Annotated in this window: 15 protein-coding genes, 1 pseudogene and 1 riboswitch; of the genes and pseudogenes, 8 read left to right on the top strand and 8 right to left on the bottom strand. The window is 40.5% G+C overall.

All coding sequences use genetic code 11. From position 1 onward, the window contains the following. Positions 1–359 precede the first annotated feature (359 nt). Positions 360–1,085, top strand: coding sequence for a DUF169 domain-containing protein (locus Q0465_RS11350; protein WP_298616322.1), 726 nt, complete (start codon positions 360–362; stop codon positions 1,083–1,085). Positions 1,086–1,152: 67 nt separating this feature from the next. Next, entirely contained in the window at positions 1,153–2,049 is an 897-nt protein-coding gene (locus Q0465_RS11345; RefSeq protein WP_298616319.1) for a phospholipase A, read from the top strand. A gap of 37 nt (positions 2,050–2,086) precedes the next feature. On the opposite strand, the gene Q0465_RS11340 is transcribed toward Q0465_RS11345, so the two are convergent. After that, a complete protein-coding gene (locus Q0465_RS11340) occupies positions 2,087–3,286 on the bottom strand; it encodes an FAD-binding oxidoreductase (protein WP_298616316.1) in 1,200 nt (399 codons plus the stop codon). Positions 3,287–3,656: 370 nt separating this feature from the next. Between Q0465_RS11340 and Q0465_RS11335 the strand changes: the two genes are divergently transcribed. From Q0465_RS11335 to Q0465_RS11310, 6 genes and pseudogenes are all read left to right on the top strand, one after another. Then, on the top strand, positions 3,657–5,120 hold the full coding sequence (locus Q0465_RS11335) for a mannitol dehydrogenase family protein (RefSeq protein WP_298616314.1): 1,464 nt from the start codon (positions 3,657–3,659) through the stop codon (positions 5,118–5,120). A 7-nt stretch (positions 5,121–5,127) separates the two neighbouring features. After that, the gene (locus tag Q0465_RS11330) at positions 5,128–6,456 is read left to right on the top strand and encodes an MFS transporter (protein WP_298616312.1); all 1,329 of its coding nucleotides are present in this window, start codon (positions 5,128–5,130) and stop codon (positions 6,454–6,456) included. A gap of 456 nt (positions 6,457–6,912) precedes the next feature. Further along, positions 6,913–9,678: a TonB-dependent receptor gene (locus Q0465_RS11325; RefSeq protein ID WP_298616309.1), complete on the top strand. Its 2,766-nt coding sequence runs from the start codon at positions 6,913–6,915 to the stop codon at positions 9,676–9,678. 25 nt (positions 9,679–9,703) lie between these two features. Next, entirely contained in the window at positions 9,704–10,984 is a 1,281-nt protein-coding gene (locus Q0465_RS11320; RefSeq protein WP_298616306.1) for a DUF4876 domain-containing protein, read from the top strand. A gap of 5 nt (positions 10,985–10,989) precedes the next feature. Then, entirely contained in the window at positions 10,990–12,603 is a 1,614-nt protein-coding gene (locus Q0465_RS11315; protein WP_367274310.1) for a DUF6850 family outer membrane beta-barrel protein, read from the top strand. A 30-nt stretch (positions 12,604–12,633) separates the two neighbouring features. Next, positions 12,634–12,846: pseudogene (locus Q0465_RS11310) on the top strand (ATP-binding cassette domain-containing protein); the annotation flags it as partial. 26 nt (positions 12,847–12,872) lie between these two features. Here Q0465_RS11310 and Q0465_RS11305 read toward each other — a convergent pair. From Q0465_RS11305 to Q0465_RS11275, 7 genes are all read right to left on the bottom strand, one after another. Then, entirely contained in the window at positions 12,873–13,445 is a 573-nt protein-coding gene (locus Q0465_RS11305; RefSeq protein WP_298616301.1) for a PepSY-associated TM helix domain-containing protein, read from the bottom strand. A 6-nt stretch (positions 13,446–13,451) separates the two neighbouring features. Then, positions 13,452–14,048 (bottom strand): hypothetical protein, encoded by a 597-nt coding sequence (locus tag Q0465_RS11300; protein WP_298616298.1) that lies wholly within the window; start codon positions 14,046–14,048, stop codon positions 13,452–13,454. A gap of 599 nt (positions 14,049–14,647) precedes the next feature. After that, complete coding sequence (locus tag Q0465_RS11295) at positions 14,648–16,666, bottom strand: TonB-dependent receptor (RefSeq protein WP_298616296.1); 2,019 nt, start codon at positions 16,664–16,666, stop codon at positions 14,648–14,650. 72 nt (positions 16,667–16,738) lie between these two features. Then, positions 16,739–18,919, bottom strand: coding sequence for a hypothetical protein (locus Q0465_RS11290; RefSeq protein ID WP_298616294.1), 2,181 nt, complete (start codon positions 18,917–18,919; stop codon positions 16,739–16,741). Positions 18,920–18,938: 19 nt separating this feature from the next. Further along, positions 18,939–20,747: a PKD-like domain-containing protein gene (locus Q0465_RS11285; RefSeq protein WP_298616292.1), complete on the bottom strand. Its 1,809-nt coding sequence runs from the start codon at positions 20,745–20,747 to the stop codon at positions 18,939–18,941. A gap of 32 nt (positions 20,748–20,779) precedes the next feature. Further along, positions 20,780–21,772 (bottom strand): YncE family protein, encoded by a 993-nt coding sequence (locus Q0465_RS11280; RefSeq protein ID WP_298616336.1) that lies wholly within the window; start codon positions 21,770–21,772, stop codon positions 20,780–20,782. A 122-nt stretch (positions 21,773–21,894) separates the two neighbouring features. Beyond that, positions 21,895–22,737 (bottom strand): DUF4465 domain-containing protein, encoded by an 843-nt coding sequence (locus tag Q0465_RS11275; protein WP_298616290.1) that lies wholly within the window; start codon positions 22,735–22,737, stop codon positions 21,895–21,897. 153 nt (positions 22,738–22,890) lie between these two features. Then, positions 22,891–23,099, bottom strand: a riboswitch (cobalamin riboswitch). Positions 23,100–23,258: the final 159 nt, after the last annotated feature.

Genomic DNA, 23,258 nt, shown 5'->3' with positions numbered 1-23,258 from the left:
ATTTACACATTAGGGACGTGCCCTAATGTGTAATTTTCTATCTTTTTTTCGCAATCTCCCCCATTTGTCAGCTTTAATATCAAAAATCTCCTGTGCAATCATTCCTTTATTTCATAAAGCAGAAAATGTAATTTTCAATTTAAAAAGCGCGATTACCAATTTTTCAATTAAATTTGTCAAATGAGAATCAAAAACTCTATTATCATAAAAATAACATTTTTTATATTAAGCTTTTTAATTCTAAGTATTCAGACATTTTATCTTGTACAAATAAGTAACAGATAATTAAACACATATAAAGGAATGATATAAAAATTACACATTAGGGCACGTCCCTAATGTGTAAAAAACGAAAAAAAATGGAGATTAGAACATTTATTGAGAATTATAGGGAAGCTTTTGGGGAGAAAGCCGAACTACCTATTGCATTCTGGTATTCCGATATGCCTATAGAGCAAACCGAAAAAATCGGAGGATGCTTTTTTAAAGGTTTAAAAGAGGTCCGTGACGGAAAAATCATTAGTTTAGATGCCGGCACTATTGGATGTGGAGGAGGAAAATTCTATACGGGGTTTTCCGGTATGCCGGAACACATTCCCCATTTTGTATCCGTTAAAGAAAAATATAAACAAACTCCTGAACTGGTAGTGGATTACATACAGGATTTAAATGTCCCCCTGGCAACGGGAAAATTTCTGCACTTCGCCCGTTTGGATCAGATAAGCGATTTTCAGCAGGCAGAAGGAATTTTATTTTTAGCAACTCCGGATATACTCTCCGGTCTGACCACCTGGGCTTATTTCGATAATAACGATAAAGAAACAGTGGTTGCTCCGTTTGGATCAGGGTGTTGCGCTGTAGTTACCCGAACGATTATAGAAAACCGCAAAAACGGGAAAAGTACGTTTATCGGTTTTTTCGATCCTTCTGTACGCCCCTGGTTCGAACCAAACTTATTGAGTTATACAATACCCATGTCCCGTTTCAAAGAGATGTATTATACGATGAAAGATAGTTGTTTATTCAATACACCAGCCTGGGGAAAAATAAAAGAAAGAATAAATAAAAGGGATGAGCGTTTGTGAATAAAAAATAAGTTTACCGGACAAAATTTGAGCCTGTTCCTCTCTATACTATATTAAAAACCAAGGCATGAAGAATATATATACGCTCGTAGGGATTCTCTTACTCTGTTTTATAGGACTGAATAATGCGTCATTAGCTCAAAATACTGAAAAAAAAAGAATGGAGGAACAAAGGGATTCCTTAGCGCATATCGTATCAGAAAAAGTATATTTACAAATAGACGAAAAAGATGCCTTAAAACTTTTTGATGAAGAGCCAAGTTTTGGAATTTTCCGGGACAATTATTTTACCACCGGTATTCCGGTAAATCAGCAAATTAATCACAAAACAGCAGATGCAAAGTTTCAAATCAGTATCCGGCAAAGACTCACTAAAAGTATTTTACCTTTTAATACTTTTTTATATGTTACCTATACTCAAAAATCTTTCTGGGATATTTACCGTACTTCGCTGCCTTTCCGGGATAATAACTTCAATCCGGGCCTCAGTATCGGCAAACCCATTATTCGCAATAACCGGTTAAAGGGAATCGCTATTTTTTCTTTTGAACACGAATCCAACGGAAGGGATTCTATTGATTCCCGGGATTGGAATTATTTTTCGTTTTCCTTCACTCATTTTTTCAACATGCGTTTTAGTGCTGAAACCAAAGTTTGGGCAGGCTGGGTAGATAAAAATGAAAATCCTAAACTACTCCGTTACAAGGGATACGGTCTGCTGGCGATCAATTATCAAAGTGCGGATGAACGTTTATGGTGTTCCCTTATTCTTTATCCCCGTAACAAGTTTATCAATTTCAATACGATTACTGAGTTTAACTACAAATTGCGAAAACAGGACAATCAATATTTATTTATCCAATTTTATCAGGGATACGGTGAAAATTTACTTGAATACCGTAAATATAAATGTATGCTCCGTTTCGGTCTCTGCATAAAACCCAGATGGTTCAATTATTATTAGCTATTTATTAAATATCCTTGTACTAAAAACCGGAATTTTACCGATCAAAGGCAAACGTTTCCTGAAGGGGATGTTCTTTTCCTTTTAAAATTGTACACAAAATATCTGCAGCCAATACGCTAAAGGTAATTCCATTTCCGCCGAATCCCAAAGCAAAAAAAGTACGGGGCATCTGCCGGATAGAGCCGACATAGGGAAGAGAATCCGTTGTTGAACCGAATGTACCGGCCCAAGCGAAATCTGTATGAAAAGATAAATGCGGCATCAATTTATGAAAATCTTCGGCTAATTTAACAGCCTTACGGGGAAGCCGTTTCTTTCTTTTCCGGCTATCATTCCTCTCGTCATCCCGGCCCCCAACGATAACCCTGGAATCAGAAGTAGTACGCATATATAAATAAGGAGTTTTTGTTTCCCAAATCAAAGCATTTTTATACCAGACATCGCTAACAGACATCGGTTCACTGATAATAGCATATGTAGTTAATAAATCTACTACCCGGTAAGGAATATAGTGTTGAGATTCATAACCGGCTGCCACGACAAGGTAGCGAGCCGTAATTTTTTTACCGGTATCCGTTTTCAAAACAATCCTGGACTTTCCCGGCTGAATATCCGCCACTTTTGTACGGTCAAATACCCGCAGGTTTTCATCTCCTTTCTGAAAGATTGCATGTGTCAATAAATAAGGATCGAATTGAGCTGCTTGTTTGGAAAAAATGGCTTTAGGAGCCTTTAGCTTAAATTTTTCTTCTATTTCCGCTCTCTCAAACAATTCCACCGATATACCTATTTTATTCCGGAGTTCCGCTTCTTTTTCCAGTTTAACGGCATCTTTTTCAAAAGAAGCATATTGCAGGCTGCATCGTTTTTTAAATCCGACCCGGAAATTTTCTGTCCGGATCATTTCTTCCAGTTCATCAATAGAACGATAACAAGCCAGATAACTATCGGTAGCTCTTTTTTCACCCACTTTTTCCATCAATTCCCCCAGAGGAGTATCTATTTCATATTGTAAAAGGGCTGTACTGGCAGAAGTACTACCCATACCAATATTCCGTTTGTCGATAACAACCACTTTCCAACCGGCATTTACCAGTCGGTAAGTCACTAATGCACCCGTAATTCCACCTCCCATAACGACAATATCTGTCTGTATATTTTCTTGCAAAGAAGGATAAGAATGACAATAACCATTTTTCAGTAACCAATATGGATTCCGGGTTGTCAGCTCCATTATTTTTTGTTTTATGTTCAAAGAAATAAACGGAAAAGGATTAATTTTGTTTCTGAATAAACATTCTTACTCCAAAACATAAAAATGTCTTAGTCCTTTTTAAGGAAGATAAAAATGGATACCAATTTTACAAATGGTACTGACCTGATTATAAGACTGGCAGAGAAAACGTTTGCTTTATTTTATAAATCATAATTTCCCAAAAAAACAATCAGAAATCTACATTTGCTTCTGCAAAAGACAAAAAACTGCAGAAATAAAACATAATTTTTACCCTAATTCTTTATCTGAAAACAAGATTCAACAATTCATATTCTCATTACTGACATTTCTTTTCTGAAATACGTACAATAGATTAAAACCGAACATTATGGAAACTCTTATTCAGCATCAGCACGCAAACGTTATCTCTTACAATTATGACCGCTCTAAAATAAAAACGGGGATCGTACACATCGGGGTAGGAAACTTCCACCGGGCACATGAAGAATATTATACGAACCTGCTTTTAGCCGATCCTGCACAACAGGAATGGGGCATTTGCGGAGTAGCATTATTACCTGCAGATGAACATCTTTACCGGGCTTTAAAACGGCAAGACAACCTTTATACCCTCACCGTCTGCGGACGGGACAACCGGGATACAGCTTACGAAATCGGCTCACTCAAAGAGTTGATATGGGGAATAGAAAATCCGGAAGCCGTCATTTCTAAAATAGCTAAGCCGGAAATTAAAATCATCACGTTAACGATTACAGAAGGAGGCTATAATTTAGACAAGGCTAACGGAAATTTTATATTAGAGACGCCTGGTATTCAGCATGATCTTAAAAATCCCGGCACGCCTCAAACCGTTTTCGGTTTCGTTGCAGCAGGATTACGGAAAAGGATGAAAAACGGACAAGGTCCCATTACTATTCTATCCTGTGATAATTTACAACATAACGGAAGGACTGCTCAGAAAGCGTTCAGTTCATTTATTGCGGCTCAGGATCGTCAGCTGGCCAATTGGGTAAAGACCCATGTCTCCTTTCCCAATTGTATGGTCGACCGGATTACCCCGGCCGTTACACCTGCCGATATTCAGCGGCTCAACCAACGCAACGGAGTAGAAGACGCTGCTCCGGTCTATTGTGAAGACTTTATACAATGGGTCATTGAAGATCATTTCATCGCCGGAAGGCCGGACTGGGAAAAAGTAGGAGTAGAATTTACAAACGATGTATCTGCTTACGAAAATATGAAACTCAGTTTGCTCAACGCCTCCCATTCTATGCTTGCCTACCCGGCTTTTCTGGCCGGTTACCGGAAAGTGGACGATGCCGTACGCGACAAACGGTTTACCCTTTATCTGCAGCAATTTATGGATATAGATATTACTCCTTACGTTCCCGCACCGGGGCATACCGATTTAGGTCTTTATAAACGAACCTTAATGGAACGTTTCGGAAACCGTTCTGTCAGCGATCAGCTAAGCAGGTTATGTTACGACGGAGCCTCTAAAATCCCGGTATATATCATGCCAAATCTCATCCGGATGATAGGGGATAAAGCAGACCTGACACGGGTAAGTTTTTTCACTGCTGCTTACCGGCATTACTTAAAATACCAGCAAGACGATAAAGGGAATACTTATAAAGTGAACGATCCCTGGTTAACTGAAACAGATTGGGCACAAATCAATCAGGAAAATCCGTTGACTTTTCTATCCATTTCTCCCTTTGAAAGTACCCAACTGTCAGCGGACGAACGCTTCGTGACAAATTATCTCCGGATGGTTGCTGACATTAAAGAAAAAGGTGTATTACAAACGCTGGAAACCATTTTAGAATAAAATCAGTATGGATACAACACAGCAAAACAAGCTGGGGCCGTTTATTGTCCTGATATTCATTTATTTTCTGGTAGGATTTCTGACCACTGTAAACGGTCAGTGTCAGGCTCCCTTGAAAATTGCTTTCCTCATGCATGCCGGAGAACTGAAAAATACATTTATCACGTTAATCTCATTCAGTTTCTTTTTAGCTTATCTTTTAAACGGAACGCTGGGCTATAAATGGATCAATAAATTCGGTTATAAAAAAACGCTGATCCGGGGTTTACTGGTTATGGTCGGCGGACTGACCGTATTTTTCTTTTCGTCCTGGTTCACGGTGCGTTACGAAGGTTTGAACGTTCTGATTGCCGGAGCCCATATTCCTTACGGCTATTTTATTTTTCTCCTGGGCTCTTATCTGATGGGAACTTCTGCCACCCTGTTACAGGTAGTCATTAATCCCTATGTAGCTGCCTACGAAGTAAAAGGAACCCAACCTGTACAACGGATGAATATTGTCTGTGCATTCAATTCTTTCGGTACGACCATTGCTCCGTTTTTTGTAACGGGTGTAATGTTCGGCGGACTGGCAATAGAGGAAGTGCAAGTAAAACAACTCATGATTCCTTTCCTGATTTTAGCTGCTTTTATCGGGTTTACGGCATTTATCACCCAAAGGCTTTATTTACCGGACGTTATGCACACCAAGGCAGAGAAAGGGGAAAAACTCGAACGCAGTATCTGGTCATTCCGTCACCTCACTTTAGGCGTAATTGCCATTTTCTTTTATGTAGGAGCAGAAGTATCCATTGGCGTAAATGTTAATTTGAATGCCCTGGAAATGGAAACCTCAGGACAAACCTTATCTTTTTTCGGGATGCAACATATCGTCATCGGGGGAATAGACTTCGGAATGCCCGCCTTATTAGCGACTCTTTATTGGGGAGGACTGATGGTCGGACGTATCGTTTCCAGTTATCTTAAACACATCTCCCCCCGCGTACAATTAACCGTAACGACTATTCTGGCAGCCTCCTTTACCGTAATAGCTATTATTACCAATAATTTGTGGGTACTGGTTACCGTCGGACTATTCCATTCGGTCATGTGGGGCTGTATCTTTACATTAGCCATCACAGGATTAAACAAATATACGTCTAAAGCTTCCGGAGTATTTATGATGGGAGTATTTGGCGGGGCCGTATTCCCTTTTTTACAGGGAGTAATGGCAGATACCCTGGGCAGCTGGCAATACACCTGGATTTTAGTCGTAATTTGTGAACTGGTCATGCTTTATTATGCCCTGATCGGTTCCAGAATCAGAAAAACAGACTGGGTTCAAACAACAATATAATCCGTTTATGACCGATAAAATACAACAAAAGCCCAGCGATAAATAGCAATTCAGGTATCTGTAAAAAAGAAAAATTGTACCCCTCCTATCCGATCGTTAAAATAAAAAATGTCTGTAAAACCTGGACGATACACCGGTTAGCAAACTTTTAAAATATTCCTCCTCCTTTTTAAAACCGGAAGAGACAAAAGAACAGCCCTTTTGCCACTTCCTTCCTCTTTTTTCCAATTCACTCTCCGTATTGACGAGCTTTATCCCTACCCTATTTTCAGTGCAATCTTCAACCGGCACCTTCTCTTCTTTTCTCTTTTACAACGGGAAAAAACGACCCGGAAAAATGTTGTATATAACAAATATGCTTATTTATAGGTAACCTCTCTCTCCAAAATCCCCATATTTTGGTATATCAACAATCTTTCATTCTTTTTATTATTGCAATCCTAAAATTTAAAAATCGTGTATAAATTAATTCTGTTGTGTCAATTTTTGTTCTGGTATTTAGCATTAACTGCTCAAAAACCGGATCTGACCTTATCCGGTAAAATAATGGATCAATATACACGGGAAGGACTCGGATTTGCAACCATCAGTTTCCTTTCAGAACAAGGTAATTTCTATGGATTTATCACCAATGAAGAAGGTGTTTTTAAAATTAAAAAAATCCAACCCGGTCAATATAAAATAACCATATCTTTCCTGGGATATCACCCTTTAACAAAAGAGTTCCAGCTGGAAAAAAACGATTCCCTTTACTTCTATTTACAACCACAATCGACAGAATTGGCCGAAGTAACCATCACAGCTACCGAATCCAAAGGACTCAATAGCAGCACAAAAATCGACCGGGAAGCCATGAATCACAGGCAGCCCAGTAGTTTCAGCGATTTATTGTCATTGCTCCCCGGAGGCATGTCTTCTACTCCCACTCTGAGTTCAGCTTCATTAGCAAAGCTAAGACAAGCCGGGACAAGCGGGGAGGATTATGATATCAGCTCGTTAGGAACCGCTTTCCTAATTGACGGGCACCGACTTCCTACGGATGCCAATATGCAGGAAGTCGCCCAAATTGCAAGCGGAACAACAGATAGTCACAGCAACCTGGAATTCGCAAATAAAGGAATCGATATGCGGGCAATTTCCACCGACCAGATCGAAAGTGTTGAAATTGTCAGGGGACTGGCTTCCGTTGAGTACGGAGACCTGACCACTGGTTTGATTAAAATTAACCGTAAAAAGGGATTCACCCCCTGGGACGCACGTTTTAAAGCAGACCAATACGCAAAATTATTTGCTTTGGGAAAAGGGACAGAACTGGTAAAACGCCGGCTAACTATAAATGCTGGTCTGGACTATACAGATGCCCGTCCGGATCCCAGGGATGATTTCTCTACTTATAAACGCCTGACAGGCTCTGTACGGATCAGCAAGCAATGGTCCTTCTCCCGGGCTCAGCTTTTCTGGGGGATAACAGCAGACTATACCGGATCTTTTGACAATCAGAAATCTGATCCGGAAATCACTTCCCAAAAAGAAGACCGTTATAAAGCTTCCTATAATGCCATGACGTTCGGTAATACACTGGTTCTCGATTCTATGAGTAGCAAAATACTCAAACGTTTGGAATTCCATACATTTTTGAGTTACCAGAAAGATCAGATCAAGCAAACGAAATTTGTACAACTGGACCGGGACCGGGTAGTCCCGAACTCCCTGGAAGCCGGAGAACACGAGGGGGAAATATTACCTTATAAATACACAGCAAAACTAGTAGTAGACGGCCAGCCCTTTATGGCATCGGCCAAATTAAAAGCAAATCTTGAAATTCCGGTTGGCAGTATCCTTCAAAAAATACTCCTGGGAACCGAATGGAGTATGGATAAAAACTACGGACAAGGACAGGTTTATGACATCAACCGTCCTTTAAATCCGCTGACATCGCTTCGCCCAACCTCTTTCAGGGATATTCCTGCAGCTCATAAATACGGGATCTTTGCAGAAGACCATTTCCTTATACCCGTTGGTTACCATCATCTGGAAGTTATAGGCGGAATACGGGCTTCCATGTTACTCAATCTCTCTTCTCCTTATCGAATACAAAACAAAATGTATTTCGATCCCCGGATTTCTGCTCAATGGAGTTTTCCGGGTATCGGCCGGAACCGGTCACTTTATATCCGTTTATCCGGAGCAATCGGCTGGCAAACGAAAATGCCGACTTTACAACAACTTCACCCCTATCTTTTTTATAACGATATCATGCAATTAAACTATTATAGTTTAAATGCAGATTTTAAACGGATCAATATCCTGACCTATGTCATCGATCCCACGAACGACCAACTCAAACCGGCACGCAACCGGAAAGGAGAGATCAAAACGGATTTTTCTTATCAGAAAAGCCATCTTACAGTGACGTATTTCAAAGAAGTTTTAAATTCCGGTTTCCGTCATTCCACTATGACACAACCGTATCGTTATAAAAAATACGATGCTTCTTCCATTGACGACAGCCAACTACAGGGTCCTCCGGATTTAGCAGATGTCACCTGGCAACTGGACACTCTTCTCGGAAATCATAGCAAGGTTACAAACGGCAGTTCCCTATGGAAAGAAGGCGTAGAATTCACCTTTTTCTCACCCCGCTTTGAATTACTCAAAACCAAACTGACAATTAACGGAGCCTGGTTCCGTACCACATACAGAAACAGTGAAGCGGTCTTCTCCCCCGTCAGTAAAATTGTAAACAATATATCTGTGAGTGATAAATATATAGGATATTACGACGGAATCGACGGCTCCGAAAAACAACAATTCAACACCACATTCATTCTGGACACTTATTTTAAACAATTAGGGCTGACCTTCTCCATGTGGGTAGAATGTATGTGGTTCAACAGTTCCCGAAGATTCAAACAAAACGGGACTCCTGTTGCTTATATGGATGTTACAGGTAAAATACATGCCTATACGGCAGAAGATCAGAAGGACATATACAAACAATGGTTAGTCAAAACATATAACGACGAGCTATTTAAGAAAACGACGGAACCTTTTTACATGTACGTTAATTTTAAAGCCAGTAAAAATTTCGGAAAATTCTTAAACCTTTCTTTATATGTCGACCGCATTCTAGACTACTGTCCGGACTACAAATCCAACGGTTATACAATCAGACGGAATGTGAATCCTTATTTCGGTATGGAAATAACATTGAAACTATAAAATGTTAAATTTAAATTTATAAAAAATGAAAAAACAATTATCTGCATTTATTATCAGTCTAGCATTATTTTTCGGATTATATTCCTGCAATGATGATGACAATTACGTTGTACCGCAGGTAACTATCTCCGTTAGCCTCAATGCTCCTGACAGCGTTTCGAACGCCGTAATCAGTAACGTAGTAGCCACCTTAAAGAATATCACAACAGGGAAAGAATCAGAAATTTCTGTGACCCCATTGGAAACCCAGGCTTCCACTTCTTTCATGTTTACCCTTACGGTAGAGGAAGGTTTATATAATATGACCTTTGAAGGAGATATTACCTACGATTTCCACGAGGAACAAATCAGCAGTAAAATCAGAGCTTATAAAGAAAATGTGCAATTGACTTCGGCAAGTTCCCCGATTATCAGTCTGGACGGTTTTCTACACAATAATACAAGCGGGACAGAAGGAAATTTTGTAATTGCTGAAATCTTCTTTACAGGAACAGAAACACCTGAAAATAAACAATATACAGGTGACAAGTATTTCCGGATTTACAATAATTCCGCCGATACTTTATATGCCGATCGCCTGGTAATTGCCGAATCTGAATTTACGACCGTAAAAAAATACGATTACAGTCCTGACATTATGAAAGATGCTTTTGCAGCCGGAGCCATCTATGTAGTGCCCGGAACAGGCAAAGATTACCCGGTACTCCCTGGAAAATCCATTCTGATCTGCGACAATGCGATCGACCATACGCAAGCAAACTCCAATTCTTTCGATTTGACAAAAGCCGATTTCGAATGGTATGACGAATCTACAAATCCCAATTTTATGGATGTAAACAATCCGGATGTTCCCGATATGGACAAATATTACTGTTATACAGCTACCATCTGGAGCCCCCATAACAGAGGTTTCAAATCTTACGTACTCGCCCGGATTCCGGAAAATGTCGACAAAACATCTTATCTGAGAGATTACGCTTATCATTACGAATACGAAATGGTCTTACCCGCAGGTAGCTTCCCTATGGACGGAGATTGTTATAAAATACCGAATACCTGGGTTCTAGATGCTGTAAATTGCAGTATCCAATCCGATTTTGTCTGGTTGGTAACGGCTCCTTCTCTGGATTTGGGCTGGACTTACTGTGGTACTGTAAATCAAGATGCCAGCCGCTACGGCAAGAGTGTACGCCGTAAAGTAGCTTCTACAACCGAAGACGGGAGAGTAATTCTCCAGGATACCAATAATTCGGCAACTGATTTTGATGCGGAAGTAAAAGCTGATCCTTATTATGTTTTCAAATAAATAACATGATCACCCGGTTTCTTATATCAAAATCCTGTTTTTCGCCTTTTGTTCCGGTTTTACGAAGATTATATTTCCGGAGACCTAATCACTGTCCGGCTTTACAAACGCTTTTTATATTATTTTTCTCATCGTTTGTCTTAGTAAAAACAACTGCAGCACAGTTTCCTGTGCTGCAACGGGTGGCAGTTTACCTGTCACCCTTTTCAAATTTTACTCCTGAGGCATACGGAAATCCGGCTTTACGATATTATTTACATTCAACTAACAAGACTGAATTATCCCTTTCAGCCCATTACAGGGACGACAACAAAACCCGGATCATGCAGGAAGGAGAAGGAGGACAGGGTTTTCAATTCAATGCAGAGTCCCGCAACAAGCTGACGCCCCATTCCCGGGCGTGGGGCCAGGCTTTTTACCAAAACAGTCAGACCACCAACATCCGCTGGAATGAAACCTCCGATTTCCGGATTGTTTATCCTTATGTTATGGCCGACACTTTGGGAGGGGATTTAAAATCAGAAATTTATTCTTTCACAGGGGGGTATGCTCACGAACACCGTTCCCTTGTCTGGGGAGCAGAACTGAGTTACAGAGCCAATATGGAGTACCGGAAAAAAGACCCGCGTCCCCGGAATATCGTCTCAGACTTAAACGGTCAAATCGGAATTGCTTTTAAAATAAAAAAGAATTATACCATCGGCACTTCCCTGAAAGGCCGTAAATACAAACAGACAAATAATGTTAAATTCTTTAATGAACTCGGCGTATACAAAGTATACCATATGAGTGGCCTGGGAATGGATTATGTCCGTTTTTCCGGAACCAATAACAATACGTTTTACAAAGGAAAAGCCTTTAAGGGTAGTCTGTCCCTGTATCCACGGCAAAAACAAGGATTTTCCGTATCACTGGGATATCATCATTTCTATTTTGAAAAAATATTATCCGATTTAAATAATCTGCCTTTAAATGAAGTTGCAGAAAACCGTATCAACGGAGAAGCAAGCTGGCGTCACAGCACAACAGAACGGACATGGGGAATCCGGCTGACAGCGGAGAGAAGCATGCGGAAAGGAACAGAAAACCTGTTTGGAGACGCCACCAGCGGTGCTTACCAGCAGATCGGATCTGTGCAGCAATATACTTGTCAGCAATTATTTTCTCAGCTGCTTTTCATCTATGAAAACAGACATTTCTCCCGTTTTAACTGGAGCCTGTCCCCTTATGCCGGTTATCAGCAGGCAGAAAGTAAATATTTATCTCCGGTACGCCAGCTCAAATCTGAAGTTTTAAATGCAGGAATCAGTCTGAAGACCCTTCACATTTTAAAAAATTGTTTACTACATTTTACAGTAAAAGGCACACATACCCGGCAGCTTCATTCCAATCTGGTGCTAAATGATCTGGGAACAGAAGAAAAAATAACAGAAATGTTGTATTCTAATTATAACATTCTTTCCGCCGACCGGACAACAGCTTATTTTGACGTCCGTTTTGATTACAGCGGATGGCTTACAAATAAAACATTACTTATAAAAGCACAAGGTGAATACAACCGGCTCAGTAACCATTCTGAAGGCCTTTATTTTTCGCTGGCTTTGGGAATCGTATTATAATACAGCATTGACTCTTTGAACATTAACAATATGGAAAACATAATAGAATGTCATCATCTCACCCATTATTACGGGAAAAGGATGATTTATCAGGACCTCAATTTTAACGTACCCCGAGGCAGGATTCTGGGCTTACTTGGGAAAAACGGAACCGGCAAAACGACAACCATTAATATCTTAATGGGCTATCTGCAACCCAAAGCCGGTGAATGCCTGATCTTCGGCGAAAATATCCGGGACATATGACCGTCTACTCTTCAGAAAAGACATCAAAAGAAAAGGAGAAATGCCAGAGGAAACAAAATACCCAGGAGTAATTCAATACCTCCGCGCCCCCATAAACCTTTATTTCCTTTCACCAGAATAAGCCCCGTCAGTGTGATAATTAATAATGACAAAGCAAAAATATCGGAAAATACAGTCCACCAACGCCCCGGATTGTAATGCAACCGGTTAAAGGCACTGACCACCGGACGTTTCCTGAGCTGCTCGTACACCACTTCCCCATTTTTCAAATCCACGACCAAGGAAGAACCTCCCTTTATAAAAATTTTTAACTGGTCTTCTTTCGGGAAATAATGTTTGGTATATCTCTCCTCTTCTTCTCCTACCCTCTTCAGAAAAGCCAAGGCGTCTTCCCTGGAAATATCTTTTCCTGCCTGAAACAATTCCTGGTTTAAGACGAATTCCTGCCGGCTAACCGCATATTCTGCATTAAAATCCCGCTTATGATTCAGCAGCATACCCGATACGGCATAAATCACAATTATACCCGCAAAAAAATAAGAGAGATCCCGGTGGATAAAACGACACCATTTACGTATCTGAGGTATTCTATACATTTGTTTTTACTGAATCGTATAAGTGTCTGCATCTACATGATAAAAAGAAAGGTAATCTTTCCCTTCTTTTTCTTTCCGTTCAGCTATCCGTTTCCGGAAATTATCTATTCTTTGTTGCTGGGTTGCTGCAACAGCTTCTCCCCTGGCTTTTTGTTCTGAAGAACAACCGGCTTCACTGTCCCCATGTTGCGCAGCCGTTTGTGATTTCAGCATCTCTTCCCACTGAGCCAAATAAGCTTCATCCATACGGTCTTCCACCAGTTTTCCTTTCACACGGACTATATTATTTACAGCTTCCTGTTTAAAACTACCTATTTTCTCTCCTGCTTCCACGCGGATTGTCTGCGTGTCATCACTGCCCATCAGAAAAATTTTTCCTCCGCCGTGCGCACAAATATGGGTACATACACCCTCAATTTCTACCTCCTGCCCTTTTAAAGAATCTGCCTTCCCCAATAAATCATCAATTTGCAATACCTGCGTACTCATTTGTTCACTGGAAGCTGTTTGCTTATTACTTTTCTTGCCAGACTGGCAACCCTGACCGGTTACGCTAAAAAACAATACTCCGGTAAGCATACACAATAAATAAAGTGTTTTCATACTTTAAACAAAATTTAATTACCTATTAATTGAGCAAAATTAAGAAATTCTCCGGTAGACTTCAATACCTAAATATAGGGATTCTATCTAAAAACATTTAAACCAATGCCACTCCCTGCGTGATTTTGCTTCCCGCCTCCTCTGCCGGTAAAAGATTTTTTCCCAAGATTTCAAAATCATTGCCTGCCCGGGCTCTAGAGATAGGTCCATATTAAAACTTATAATTCCCTCTATATCCTGATTTTGAGAATATTTCACAATACAGCATCCGGCTATATATACGGATAATTTACGGGAACAGCCGGAAGAATATCCTGTTTATATTTCACTGTCTGCCGGTAATTCTTGTAAAACCATTCCTTCATACGTCTCTCTTTAAAGATCCCTCCGTCTGGCATCCGCTCAGCAAGTAATATCCCCCGGGGAAGTCTGCCGAATCCCCCGTTCGGCAAATGTCGTTTCAGTAGCAGACAAAATGCTGACTCCCCTTGCTGCTTTCCGGATTTACACCATGTAAAGCCCCCCTTTTTTTCTCCATTCTCCTGATAAAAAGCAGAGAAAAAGTTTCTATTCTTAATTATAAATTAAAAATTTAATCCTTACTGCCCGGACCGCCACCAACGGGGATTAATTCCGATAAAAAAACCATAATTCCGGCGGGCCATCGGCCGGCTCAATACCGATACATATTCCTCATCAAAGAGATTATAAACCGAAAATTTCAATGAAAATGCAGTATGCTGAATTTTAAAACGCTTTTCCAAAGATATATCATTCATGTAATATGATCCCAGATGTCCGATTTTGGTTGCCTTTTCATTACTGGAAGTGGTAAAACGCTCACTGTAATAATTGTATTTGTAAAGAAAAGAAAAACCTTTCCATTCTAAACGTCCAATCACCCCAGAAGAATATTCAGGAATATATACCAATTGTTTTCCGATTGATTCGTCCGCCCAGCTCATCGGATCACCATGATTAATGGAACGGGTCTGTGCCCAATTGGCATCGAGAAAAAGTTTCCAGGCCCCCCATTTAAATGCTGCCTTCCCCTTTAGTTCCCAACCATAACTATGTACTTTTTTTACATTCACCGGGCTCCAAAATCCTTTAAAAGTCGGCAACCAAACAATCCAGTCGTCAATATGCGAATCGTATGCCGTCACCTCCCCCTTTAAAGAAAAGGCTTCTCCGCTCCTCACCGTAAACTCCATACCGAGGTCGTATGTATATCCTTTCTCAGTTTTTAAAGTATCATTACCCCCCGGTAAAAAATACAGATCATTCAATGTCGGATAATGAAAATTTTTAGCAATCGAAGATTTTAGGATAACCTCATAGCGCGGCCATAATACAATATCCAGGAAAGCTGCCGGAATCACAGGGGTGTATTCCCCGTAATATTCTTCACGTACATCCACAGCCAATCCCAGACGTTTCCAGGGACGATAACGCAAGGTCGCCAAAGCTGAGACCTCTGTCCGGTTTTTCTCATACCCGGTGGCAGTAATTTTATCCCAACTATCTACAAAATGAAATTGACCGGAAATATTGGCTTTCAGCATCCACTTTTCTGAAGGAAAATATTCTGTTTCCCCCGAAATAAAACCAGAATGTACATAACTACTGGCATGCTGCATCTCAGCCAATACCCCTTCGGCAACCTCTCCTTCGTAAGTGTACAAAATATGGTCGAAATTATATCCGACTTTCCCTGCTATTTTCAGTTTCTCCCGGTTGTGGTCCCACCCGGCTACCACCCGTAGAGTATTCTGTTTCTGTTGGTTTTTCGCTTCATTCTCTTCCCGGTAATTTACATCCAACATCGGTATTCCCCGTTTTGAATCAACATACCATCCGGCAAATGAAAAACGGTTCCCGTCTTTCCGGTCGTAATAGACCTCCTGCAAAAGATGCAAATCCCGGTATTTACAGTTTTTATTCCGCTCTATGGGATAACTTATGAAATTCCCGTCTTTATCAAAATCTTTTTTGTTATAATTCCGGTATTTGAAATCATTCTGCGAATTGACATAACAAATTCGCGTCGAACTTTGCCATTTTGCGGAAGCATAACGGAAATGGAGAAAATCGTCATAAGTATTGAAACTACTGATCCCCTGAATAAAATTCAAGTCCATTCCTACTCCCGCCATCGGTTTATTGGAAAGGGTAACGGCTCCTCCCAAACCTCCTCCGGTTACATTTACGGAACTGGCTCCGTGCCAAAGGCTCAGATCATCGACAAAGTAAGAAGGAATTAAAGAAAAATCAACCTGTCCCAACATAGGGGAATTGATCTTCATTCCATTCCATAACACCTGGGTATGTGAAGGCGCTGTCCCCCGGAAAGATGCCGTAGCCAATGTCCCCCGCCCGTAATTTTTTATAAAAACGGAAGTACTTTGGGACAAAATATCCGCCAAACTGTTTATTACACTTTCCCGAAGCACCATCGTATCGATCTCTGTCCGGGTAATTCCGATATCCTGAAACTTGCGCTGAGCCGTCACGTCCACCTGCTTGAGTTTCAAGCGCCAGGCAACTTTATCTTTTTCCTGAGTCCATCCGGTTGCCACAAAAAACAAACAGAAAACAGAAAGTAAAAAATTTTTCATACATTATTTTATATAAAAGCAATACCGCCCGATTCAGTAGAACCGAAGCGGTATCGCACAGCCTAACTCAAGTTATTCGGCATATTTACCGTCTTTCATATCCTGCCAGCTAGGATTATAACCATTATTCAATACAACCCATTGCTCTGCTGTCAACTTACTGTTTACAAACAAAGGGCTAAAAGTAGAATAATCTTTCAATCCGCCATTATACTGAATATCGATTTTACCGACCGTTGTCAGGGATGCAAAATTCAAGGTAGTCAAACTTTCATATGAATCATCTTCATCGGTATTCCAAATATTCAAGGTACCTGTAATTGTTTTCAGATTTGGTAGAGCAATGCTCTCCACTTCATCTGCCCAGGTATCCAAAAAAATATCACCTCTGACTTCTGTCAGTTTAGGCAAACTGAAATGTTGTATATTTCCTACGGGCATTTCCAGTTCGTAACTTTCACTTCCCTTTTTACCCGGACCTTTTAATCCTATCGTTTCGAGTAAGGATAAATCAATCTCTGTAACATTCCAAGCCGCCGACAGAGCCAGACAAAGCTGTTTTCCAACCGCTTTTAAAACAGGAGCAGAGAAAATTTTTAATGCTTTGGAATTTACATACAACCACCCTTCCACCTGAGTAAGGGCAGGGAAATTCAGATTTGTTCCTCCTCCGGCTTCTATATTCCCCATAGCTTCCTTTAAGGCAGGAAACGAAATAGTACCGGAACCGGAAAAAATCAAATTTCCTGCAATTTCTTTAAAAGGAAGGGCCGTCGTTCCGTTCACATTTAAGTCTATATTTCCTTCGATATTATCAAATCCCTCGATAACAGTCGTTGCCGAAATATTCCACTTTATATCTCCATAAAAAATCTGAGGCCCTTTAATAGCAGCAGCCTTATGCGCCCTCAACTCAAACCCTTCCCTTCCGAACTCTACCTTGGATACATCGATTATTTCCGGAGCAAACTTATTCATAGGTCCGATTATGGCAATACCTCCCGCATATTTTAAATTTACCAAATCCCAAGTGACTAATTCATTATCAAACGATAAATTCAAGGTTCCCCTTATTTTTTCCAAGTTACTTATTCCTGTCAGCTCCTTAATCCCTAATCCCGATAATGTCAGATCCCCCTCAATTTCTTTCAAGGAATTAAAATTCAATCGTTCGAGAGGGGTTGGATCAACTGTTCTCGATATGGGAATGATACTGATCGCTCCGCAACTTTCCAGGGACGGACAGTTCCACTCCTGAAGAGAACGGGCTTTTTCGACTGTAATGTTATTTACAGAAGAAAGCAAAGGAAAATCAACTGTCTCCAAGGCAGCCATTTTCGCTACGCATAATTTTCCACCGATTTGCTCTAAAACCGGAAATTCTATATTTTTTATGATACTTCCATAGTCTGTTACCCCTTCCGTGATCCCTTTTATCTGCACATCCATACGAACCGATTTTAATTCCGGAAAAGTGACAGAAGTCAGACTTTCAGAAAATACTAGTAACGATTCCCCAATAGAAACAAGCAGCGGAGCCTGTACCCACTGAATATTCGTATTATTGACAATAAATTCAGATGTTATTTCTCTCAATTTCGGGAATCTTACCATAGACAATAAAGGAGCACGGGAAGGTTCGGCAGCTGTTCCAATTTTAACTGAACCCGCTTTTTCCAAATGATCTAACCCACTCAAATCCGTTCCGAAATAATTATTGTTTACAATAATACTTCCCTTTACTTCTTTCAATGCTGCCAGACCCGATAAATCTGTCACACTATCTGTCCCTGTATATGCACCGATCACCAGATTTCCACTGATAACGGTCGCTCCTCCTTCTGCAAAAGCATCTATATCAGCCTGTGTTTGTAAAACAACATCTCCCTCATTATAAATATCAGAGTGAATCACCCGGTATATATAGCGTCTGTCGGCATTATTGTAAGAAGTAACACGGAACTGACGTTCGCTGTTCCAGTTAACGATCGTAGCCGGATCCGGAGTGATTACCGCTAATTCCGAATGTTCAAAATCAACTGTAGCTCCATCCAATGAAACCGTATAAGGTACAGTTACAGTAATACTATCCCCGGCAATTACAGCCTCATAAACAGAACCAGCTTGTGTGATAGTCACAGCTGTGATATAATTGTCCGTACCTTCAAACGGACTATTGTCATCGTCCGAACAACTTCCGAAAACAAAGGCTATTCCCAATAACAGACAACCTATTTTAAAAACATTTTTCATACTCTTCTTATTAATTCTGTTATTTACTTATATTCTGATCCTCAAATGACAAAACTTCCGTAGACTGTTCCCCTAACCATCCGCTTTTAGCATTTGTTCCTGTCTGCACTTTTATAAAATCAATATATTTCAAATTGGCCGGTGATCCATCCCGGTTAATGGCATTACTGATTTTAAAATAAGTTTTCAATGGTCCCGCATCCGCATTATCTCCCTCTGCCTTATCCTGACCGAAATTGTCTACATAGCCCCAATCAAAAGCTTGATTGTCCCAGAATCCTGTCACCGGGTCCTGAACATTCCGGGCTTCCAGACAGGTCCCCTTTAAGGTATATGAATCTTCCCTGATCCAATTGGGATAATAAAAAGCCTGAGAGTGGTACTCTATCAGATAATCGATAGCACCGGTTTTCCCGTTTACATCTGTCCACTCCACCTTCATCCCCGGACCAGCCGGACGATAATAGGTGATGGCATAATTCTGAACAGTTTCTTCTTTGCCGGTCTCACTTCCTTTTAGTTCATACCATTCATCATCGGGCAAGCCGTTTCCGTTTACATCCTGCATAACCCAAACAATACCCGGCTCAGAACTTCCCTCAAACTGATTCCCTGTAATCGAAAAATCATATCCATTATAACTACCTTTATTTTCAATGCTATGGTCAAAACCGACGACAATGTATCCGCCAAAACCACCCAAAGATACCCAGACATTCCCCGTTTTCAGTCTTTTCTCAGCATAGGCAATCGCTTGTTCATGGGTTATTTCATTCCCAACAAAACCACCGGTCTTGGTTTCATTGATAAACTGACCGGGAGCCGGGCAATATTCATATACCCTGTCCCAAAGGGCCGAACTGGAAGCCGTCTCCGGACGTTTCCGCTCTTCTTCCGTACCGTAACAAATCACTTTTACTGTTGCCTCTACACTGGCTGAACCAGTCCGAATAATATTCCGGGTAATAACTTGTGTCCCGCTATTAGCCGTTTCACTTACCTTCACTCCTATCGTGTGCTCACCCTTATCCGTAGCCGTGTAAGCCAATAAAGCCTTCCCTCCGTTATTTACTTCACTCCCGTCTACCGTCCATACATAAGCCGGTTTCATAAAATAATCCAGTGAAGGTTCCAAATAAATCGTTCTGCCCGAAAAAACATTCCGGTCATTATTCTTCGCAAAATAAGTAGGTTTGTCAAATTCTACAGCATAAGGCAACTGCTCTACAACTTCTATATCTATTGTCTTTTCCCCTTTTCCATCTTCATTTACCACTTCCAGCGATACGGTATAATGTCCCAATTCCGGTTGGTTAAAGGTATAGCAACTGTCTGTACCCACTGTTTGTCCGTCCAGAGTCCATTGATAAGTAGCCCCTTCCCGGTTTTGTACATCCGGATTCAGTATATAATCCGTATTGGCTAACACTTTTAATCCTTTGGAAGGCATAATCAACGATATTACAGGAGGAGCCAGTTCTGCAACATCTATCCGCATTTCTTCCTCTGCAATCCCGGCTTTTGTTTCTACCCGGAAAGTAACGAACACTCCTCCGCAAGTGTCTGATGAAAATGTAAAATTCTTTTTCATACCGACCAGTTTACCTCCGATAATCCAGGAATAGTAAGCTCCTTCATCGTTTTCTACCGTAGGATTAATCACAAGTTGCCGCCCTACTTTTACCAAATAAACCCCGGTTTCACTGTCGAGTGTGATCTCCGGTGCCGGCTCAGGGATTATTTTATCGTCATCGTCATTACAGGAAGCAAATCCCAGTGCCATAATCAGGGAAAGCACCAATCCCCATCGTTTCAATCTATTCTTCATACCGATTTATTTAATTTAGCATTAACTCTCAATTATTTAAAACAAAAAGCTCCCGGAATAATTCCGACACGGAATGTATCCACCGGCACAGCCTGCGGAGTAAAACGGTATACCACCCCCGGCTGTACATAGTCAATCGCATCTGCTATATATACCTCCGAAGTTACCGGATCTACCGTCAACCCGTAAAATAAAGTCCCCTTATAAGGCAAAAAGGGCCGCAGAGGAAAACGGTTTGCAGTCACATCCAGACACCAAATATCATTATTGATAAAATAGAGAGTATCCCGTGTACCATTCAAATTCACTTCGGAAGGCCAATCTCCCTTCTTAAACTTAAATTCTTTTTCCACCTTCCGGCTTGCTGCATCGATACGATACAAAGAAGGAGCCGTATAACCGTATGGGCTCCCTTCGTATCCCCCATCCGTCACCGTCCATATTTTATTGTATTTATCAATGACTAAAGAAGTCGGCTGAATCCCAAGCGTAATGGAATCCACCACTATATCCTTTTCCGAATCGATTATTAAAATTTTATTGTCATACGACCAGCAATTGGTAAATACATACTTGTCATATTGCACCATCTGCTCCGTAGATTTATGTCCTTTTGTATCAATCCGGCCCGTCTTTTCCAATGTCTGAGGATTGAATATCGTAATGACAGGAGCATATAAATCAGTGATATAGGCCTTTGTATCACTTAAGAAATGAATATAACGGGGCGACGTCAAACCTCTAATATTCCCCAAGACTTTAAACGTGTTGATATCAATAACAAAAATAACACCTGAATTATTGACAACTACATATCCTTTCCCGTCCCGTATAACCATCGATTGAGCTACATCTCCTAATTTCATCCCATTTGCCCGGGCAAACACCTCGTTTTCCACATGTTTTGTCTTCGGATTATAGTAAGAAAGCGAGGCGTTTCCATACATAAAATTACCTTCATTGGTGATAAACAAACCATCCCCTGTCGGAGCAAAATCTACCGTCTCTATAGGACCGTAATCCATACAGGAAAAACAGAAAAAAAATAAAAAGATTCCCAAAAAAAACCGACGTATCGTCTTTTTCATATTCATCAAAATAAGGTAGAAAGAGTTCCCGGAATATCTTACCCGGGAAACCCAATGAATTAATCTTTAGTAACAGTAATATCGTCTATACAGAAATATGCAGGTGTATTTAAACCATATTGTCCGGCATCCGAACTGGAAACATTAAATACCAATTTATTTACCTTTTTCAAAACAGACAAGTCTACCTGCTGCCATTCAGTTAATATTCCAGGAGATCTTAATTTACGGAAGTCTGCCAAATAAACTTCTACCGTACCGGTAACGGTTACACCGTCTGCCTTATATCCGGTAATCGTCAATTTGTACCAGTCTTTATTTTCATAAGAAAATTTTTTGGCAAAACTGTCTCCGTTTTCCATAGACAATACCGCGTAGGTATTATTGGTTACCCAAGCCGATTGAATGGTATATTCCTTCCCGTCTTTAAAGTACATTTTCGGCCGGGAATCGTAAGAAACCGAGGTCACCGGGTCATCATAATAACCGTAAGCTACAGCAAAAGTGGAGGAACCATTATGCCCGCCTTTACCTGTGATAGCATCCTTATAATATACACTACACTGGTTGGTGTACCCCACAGTCACCATATCATTAAATTGAGAAATGGCAAACCCGCCACTGGCATAACCATATCCTCCTGTAACATTTAACCCCATATACAATCCGGTAGCCGTATCGTAATACCCCGTATAAGTGCCATCATATAAATTCGTTCCATAAGCCGAATTGACTAAAACAGAATCCGGAGCACTCTCAAAATCACATATAAAAGTTCCCTCAGCACGGGTACCGGACCCTATAGGGGCAACATCTGAAAAATTGTCGGAATTACTACAAGAATAAAACACAGCACAACCTGCAAATAACAAGGCTGCAAGATAAAATCTGAATCTTTCCATAATAAAACTAATTTAAATTAAACACACACATTTCTTTCAGAGAAATGCAATAATTAGCAATTAAGACGATACAGATTTTACAACAGGTGATGACCTAAAATTCCGAATAGAGTTTAAAGCCCTATTGACCTACTTCCCGAACGCCGCAGGAGTAAAATCCGTAATCGAAAAGGCAGGTCTTCTGACTCGTCCCGTTTGTAACGCCTTCCCAGAGGATTCCAGTGACAAAAAGTTACAAACTTGTACGATTTACATCGTACAGGGACACACAGCAACGGCTACTGTTACCGAATCTCACGGTATTCCCTATTAATCTCATTTTTGGTTAGCACCAAAAGAGAACCATTTCGGTGACAAATATACTCATTTTATATTCTGATTACACTATTTTTAAAAAATCATTTGTAATTAATTCAATTTTGTTTATTAAAAGGTATTTACAGGAAAAATGGTTTACAAAAAAATGAAATAAGTAAAATTCCCTGCATACAATTTCCGGATTACGATTAAGACTCAACCGT

The organism is uncultured Odoribacter sp. (assembly GCF_937966165.1).
Taxonomy (GTDB): domain Bacteria; phylum Bacteroidota; class Bacteroidia; order Bacteroidales; family Marinifilaceae; genus Culturomica.
This window is presented reverse-complemented; position numbering and strand designations above follow the sequence as displayed.

Excerpts from the sequence above, each read along its gene's own strand:
- Q0465_RS11350 (WP_298616322.1), top strand. The coding sequence starts at position 360 with ATGGAGATTAGAACATTTATTGAGAATTATAGGGAAGCTTTTGGGGAG.
- Q0465_RS11345 (WP_298616319.1), top strand. The coding sequence starts at position 1,153 with ATGAAGAATATATATACGCTCGTAGGGATTCTCTTACTCTGTTTTATA.
- Q0465_RS11340 (WP_298616316.1), bottom strand. The coding sequence starts at position 3,286 with ATGGAGCTGACAACCCGGAATCCATATTGGTTACTGAAAAATGGTTAT.
- Q0465_RS11335 (WP_298616314.1), top strand. The coding sequence starts at position 3,657 with ATGGAAACTCTTATTCAGCATCAGCACGCAAACGTTATCTCTTACAAT.
- Q0465_RS11330 (WP_298616312.1), top strand. The coding sequence starts at position 5,128 with ATGGATACAACACAGCAAAACAAGCTGGGGCCGTTTATTGTCCTGATA.
- Q0465_RS11320 (WP_298616306.1), top strand. The coding sequence starts at position 9,704 with ATGAAAAAACAATTATCTGCATTTATTATCAGTCTAGCATTATTTTTC.
- Q0465_RS11315 (WP_367274310.1), top strand. The coding sequence starts at position 10,990 with ATGATCACCCGGTTTCTTATATCAAAATCCTGTTTTTCGCCTTTTGTT.
- Q0465_RS11305 (WP_298616301.1), bottom strand. The coding sequence starts at position 13,445 with ATGTATAGAATACCTCAGATACGTAAATGGTGTCGTTTTATCCACCGG.
- Q0465_RS11300 (WP_298616298.1), bottom strand. The coding sequence starts at position 14,048 with ATGAAAACACTTTATTTATTGTGTATGCTTACCGGAGTATTGTTTTTT.
- Q0465_RS11295 (WP_298616296.1), bottom strand. The coding sequence starts at position 16,666 with ATGAAAAATTTTTTACTTTCTGTTTTCTGTTTGTTTTTTGTGGCAACC.
- Q0465_RS11290 (WP_298616294.1), bottom strand. The coding sequence starts at position 18,919 with ATGAAAAATGTTTTTAAAATAGGTTGTCTGTTATTGGGAATAGCCTTT.
- Q0465_RS11285 (WP_298616292.1), bottom strand. The coding sequence starts at position 20,747 with ATGAAGAATAGATTGAAACGATGGGGATTGGTGCTTTCCCTGATTATG.
- Q0465_RS11280 (WP_298616336.1), bottom strand. The coding sequence starts at position 21,772 with ATGGATTACGGTCCTATAGAGACGGTAGATTTTGCTCCGACAGGGGAT.
- Q0465_RS11275 (WP_298616290.1), bottom strand. The coding sequence starts at position 22,737 with ATGGAAAGATTCAGATTTTATCTTGCAGCCTTGTTATTTGCAGGTTGT.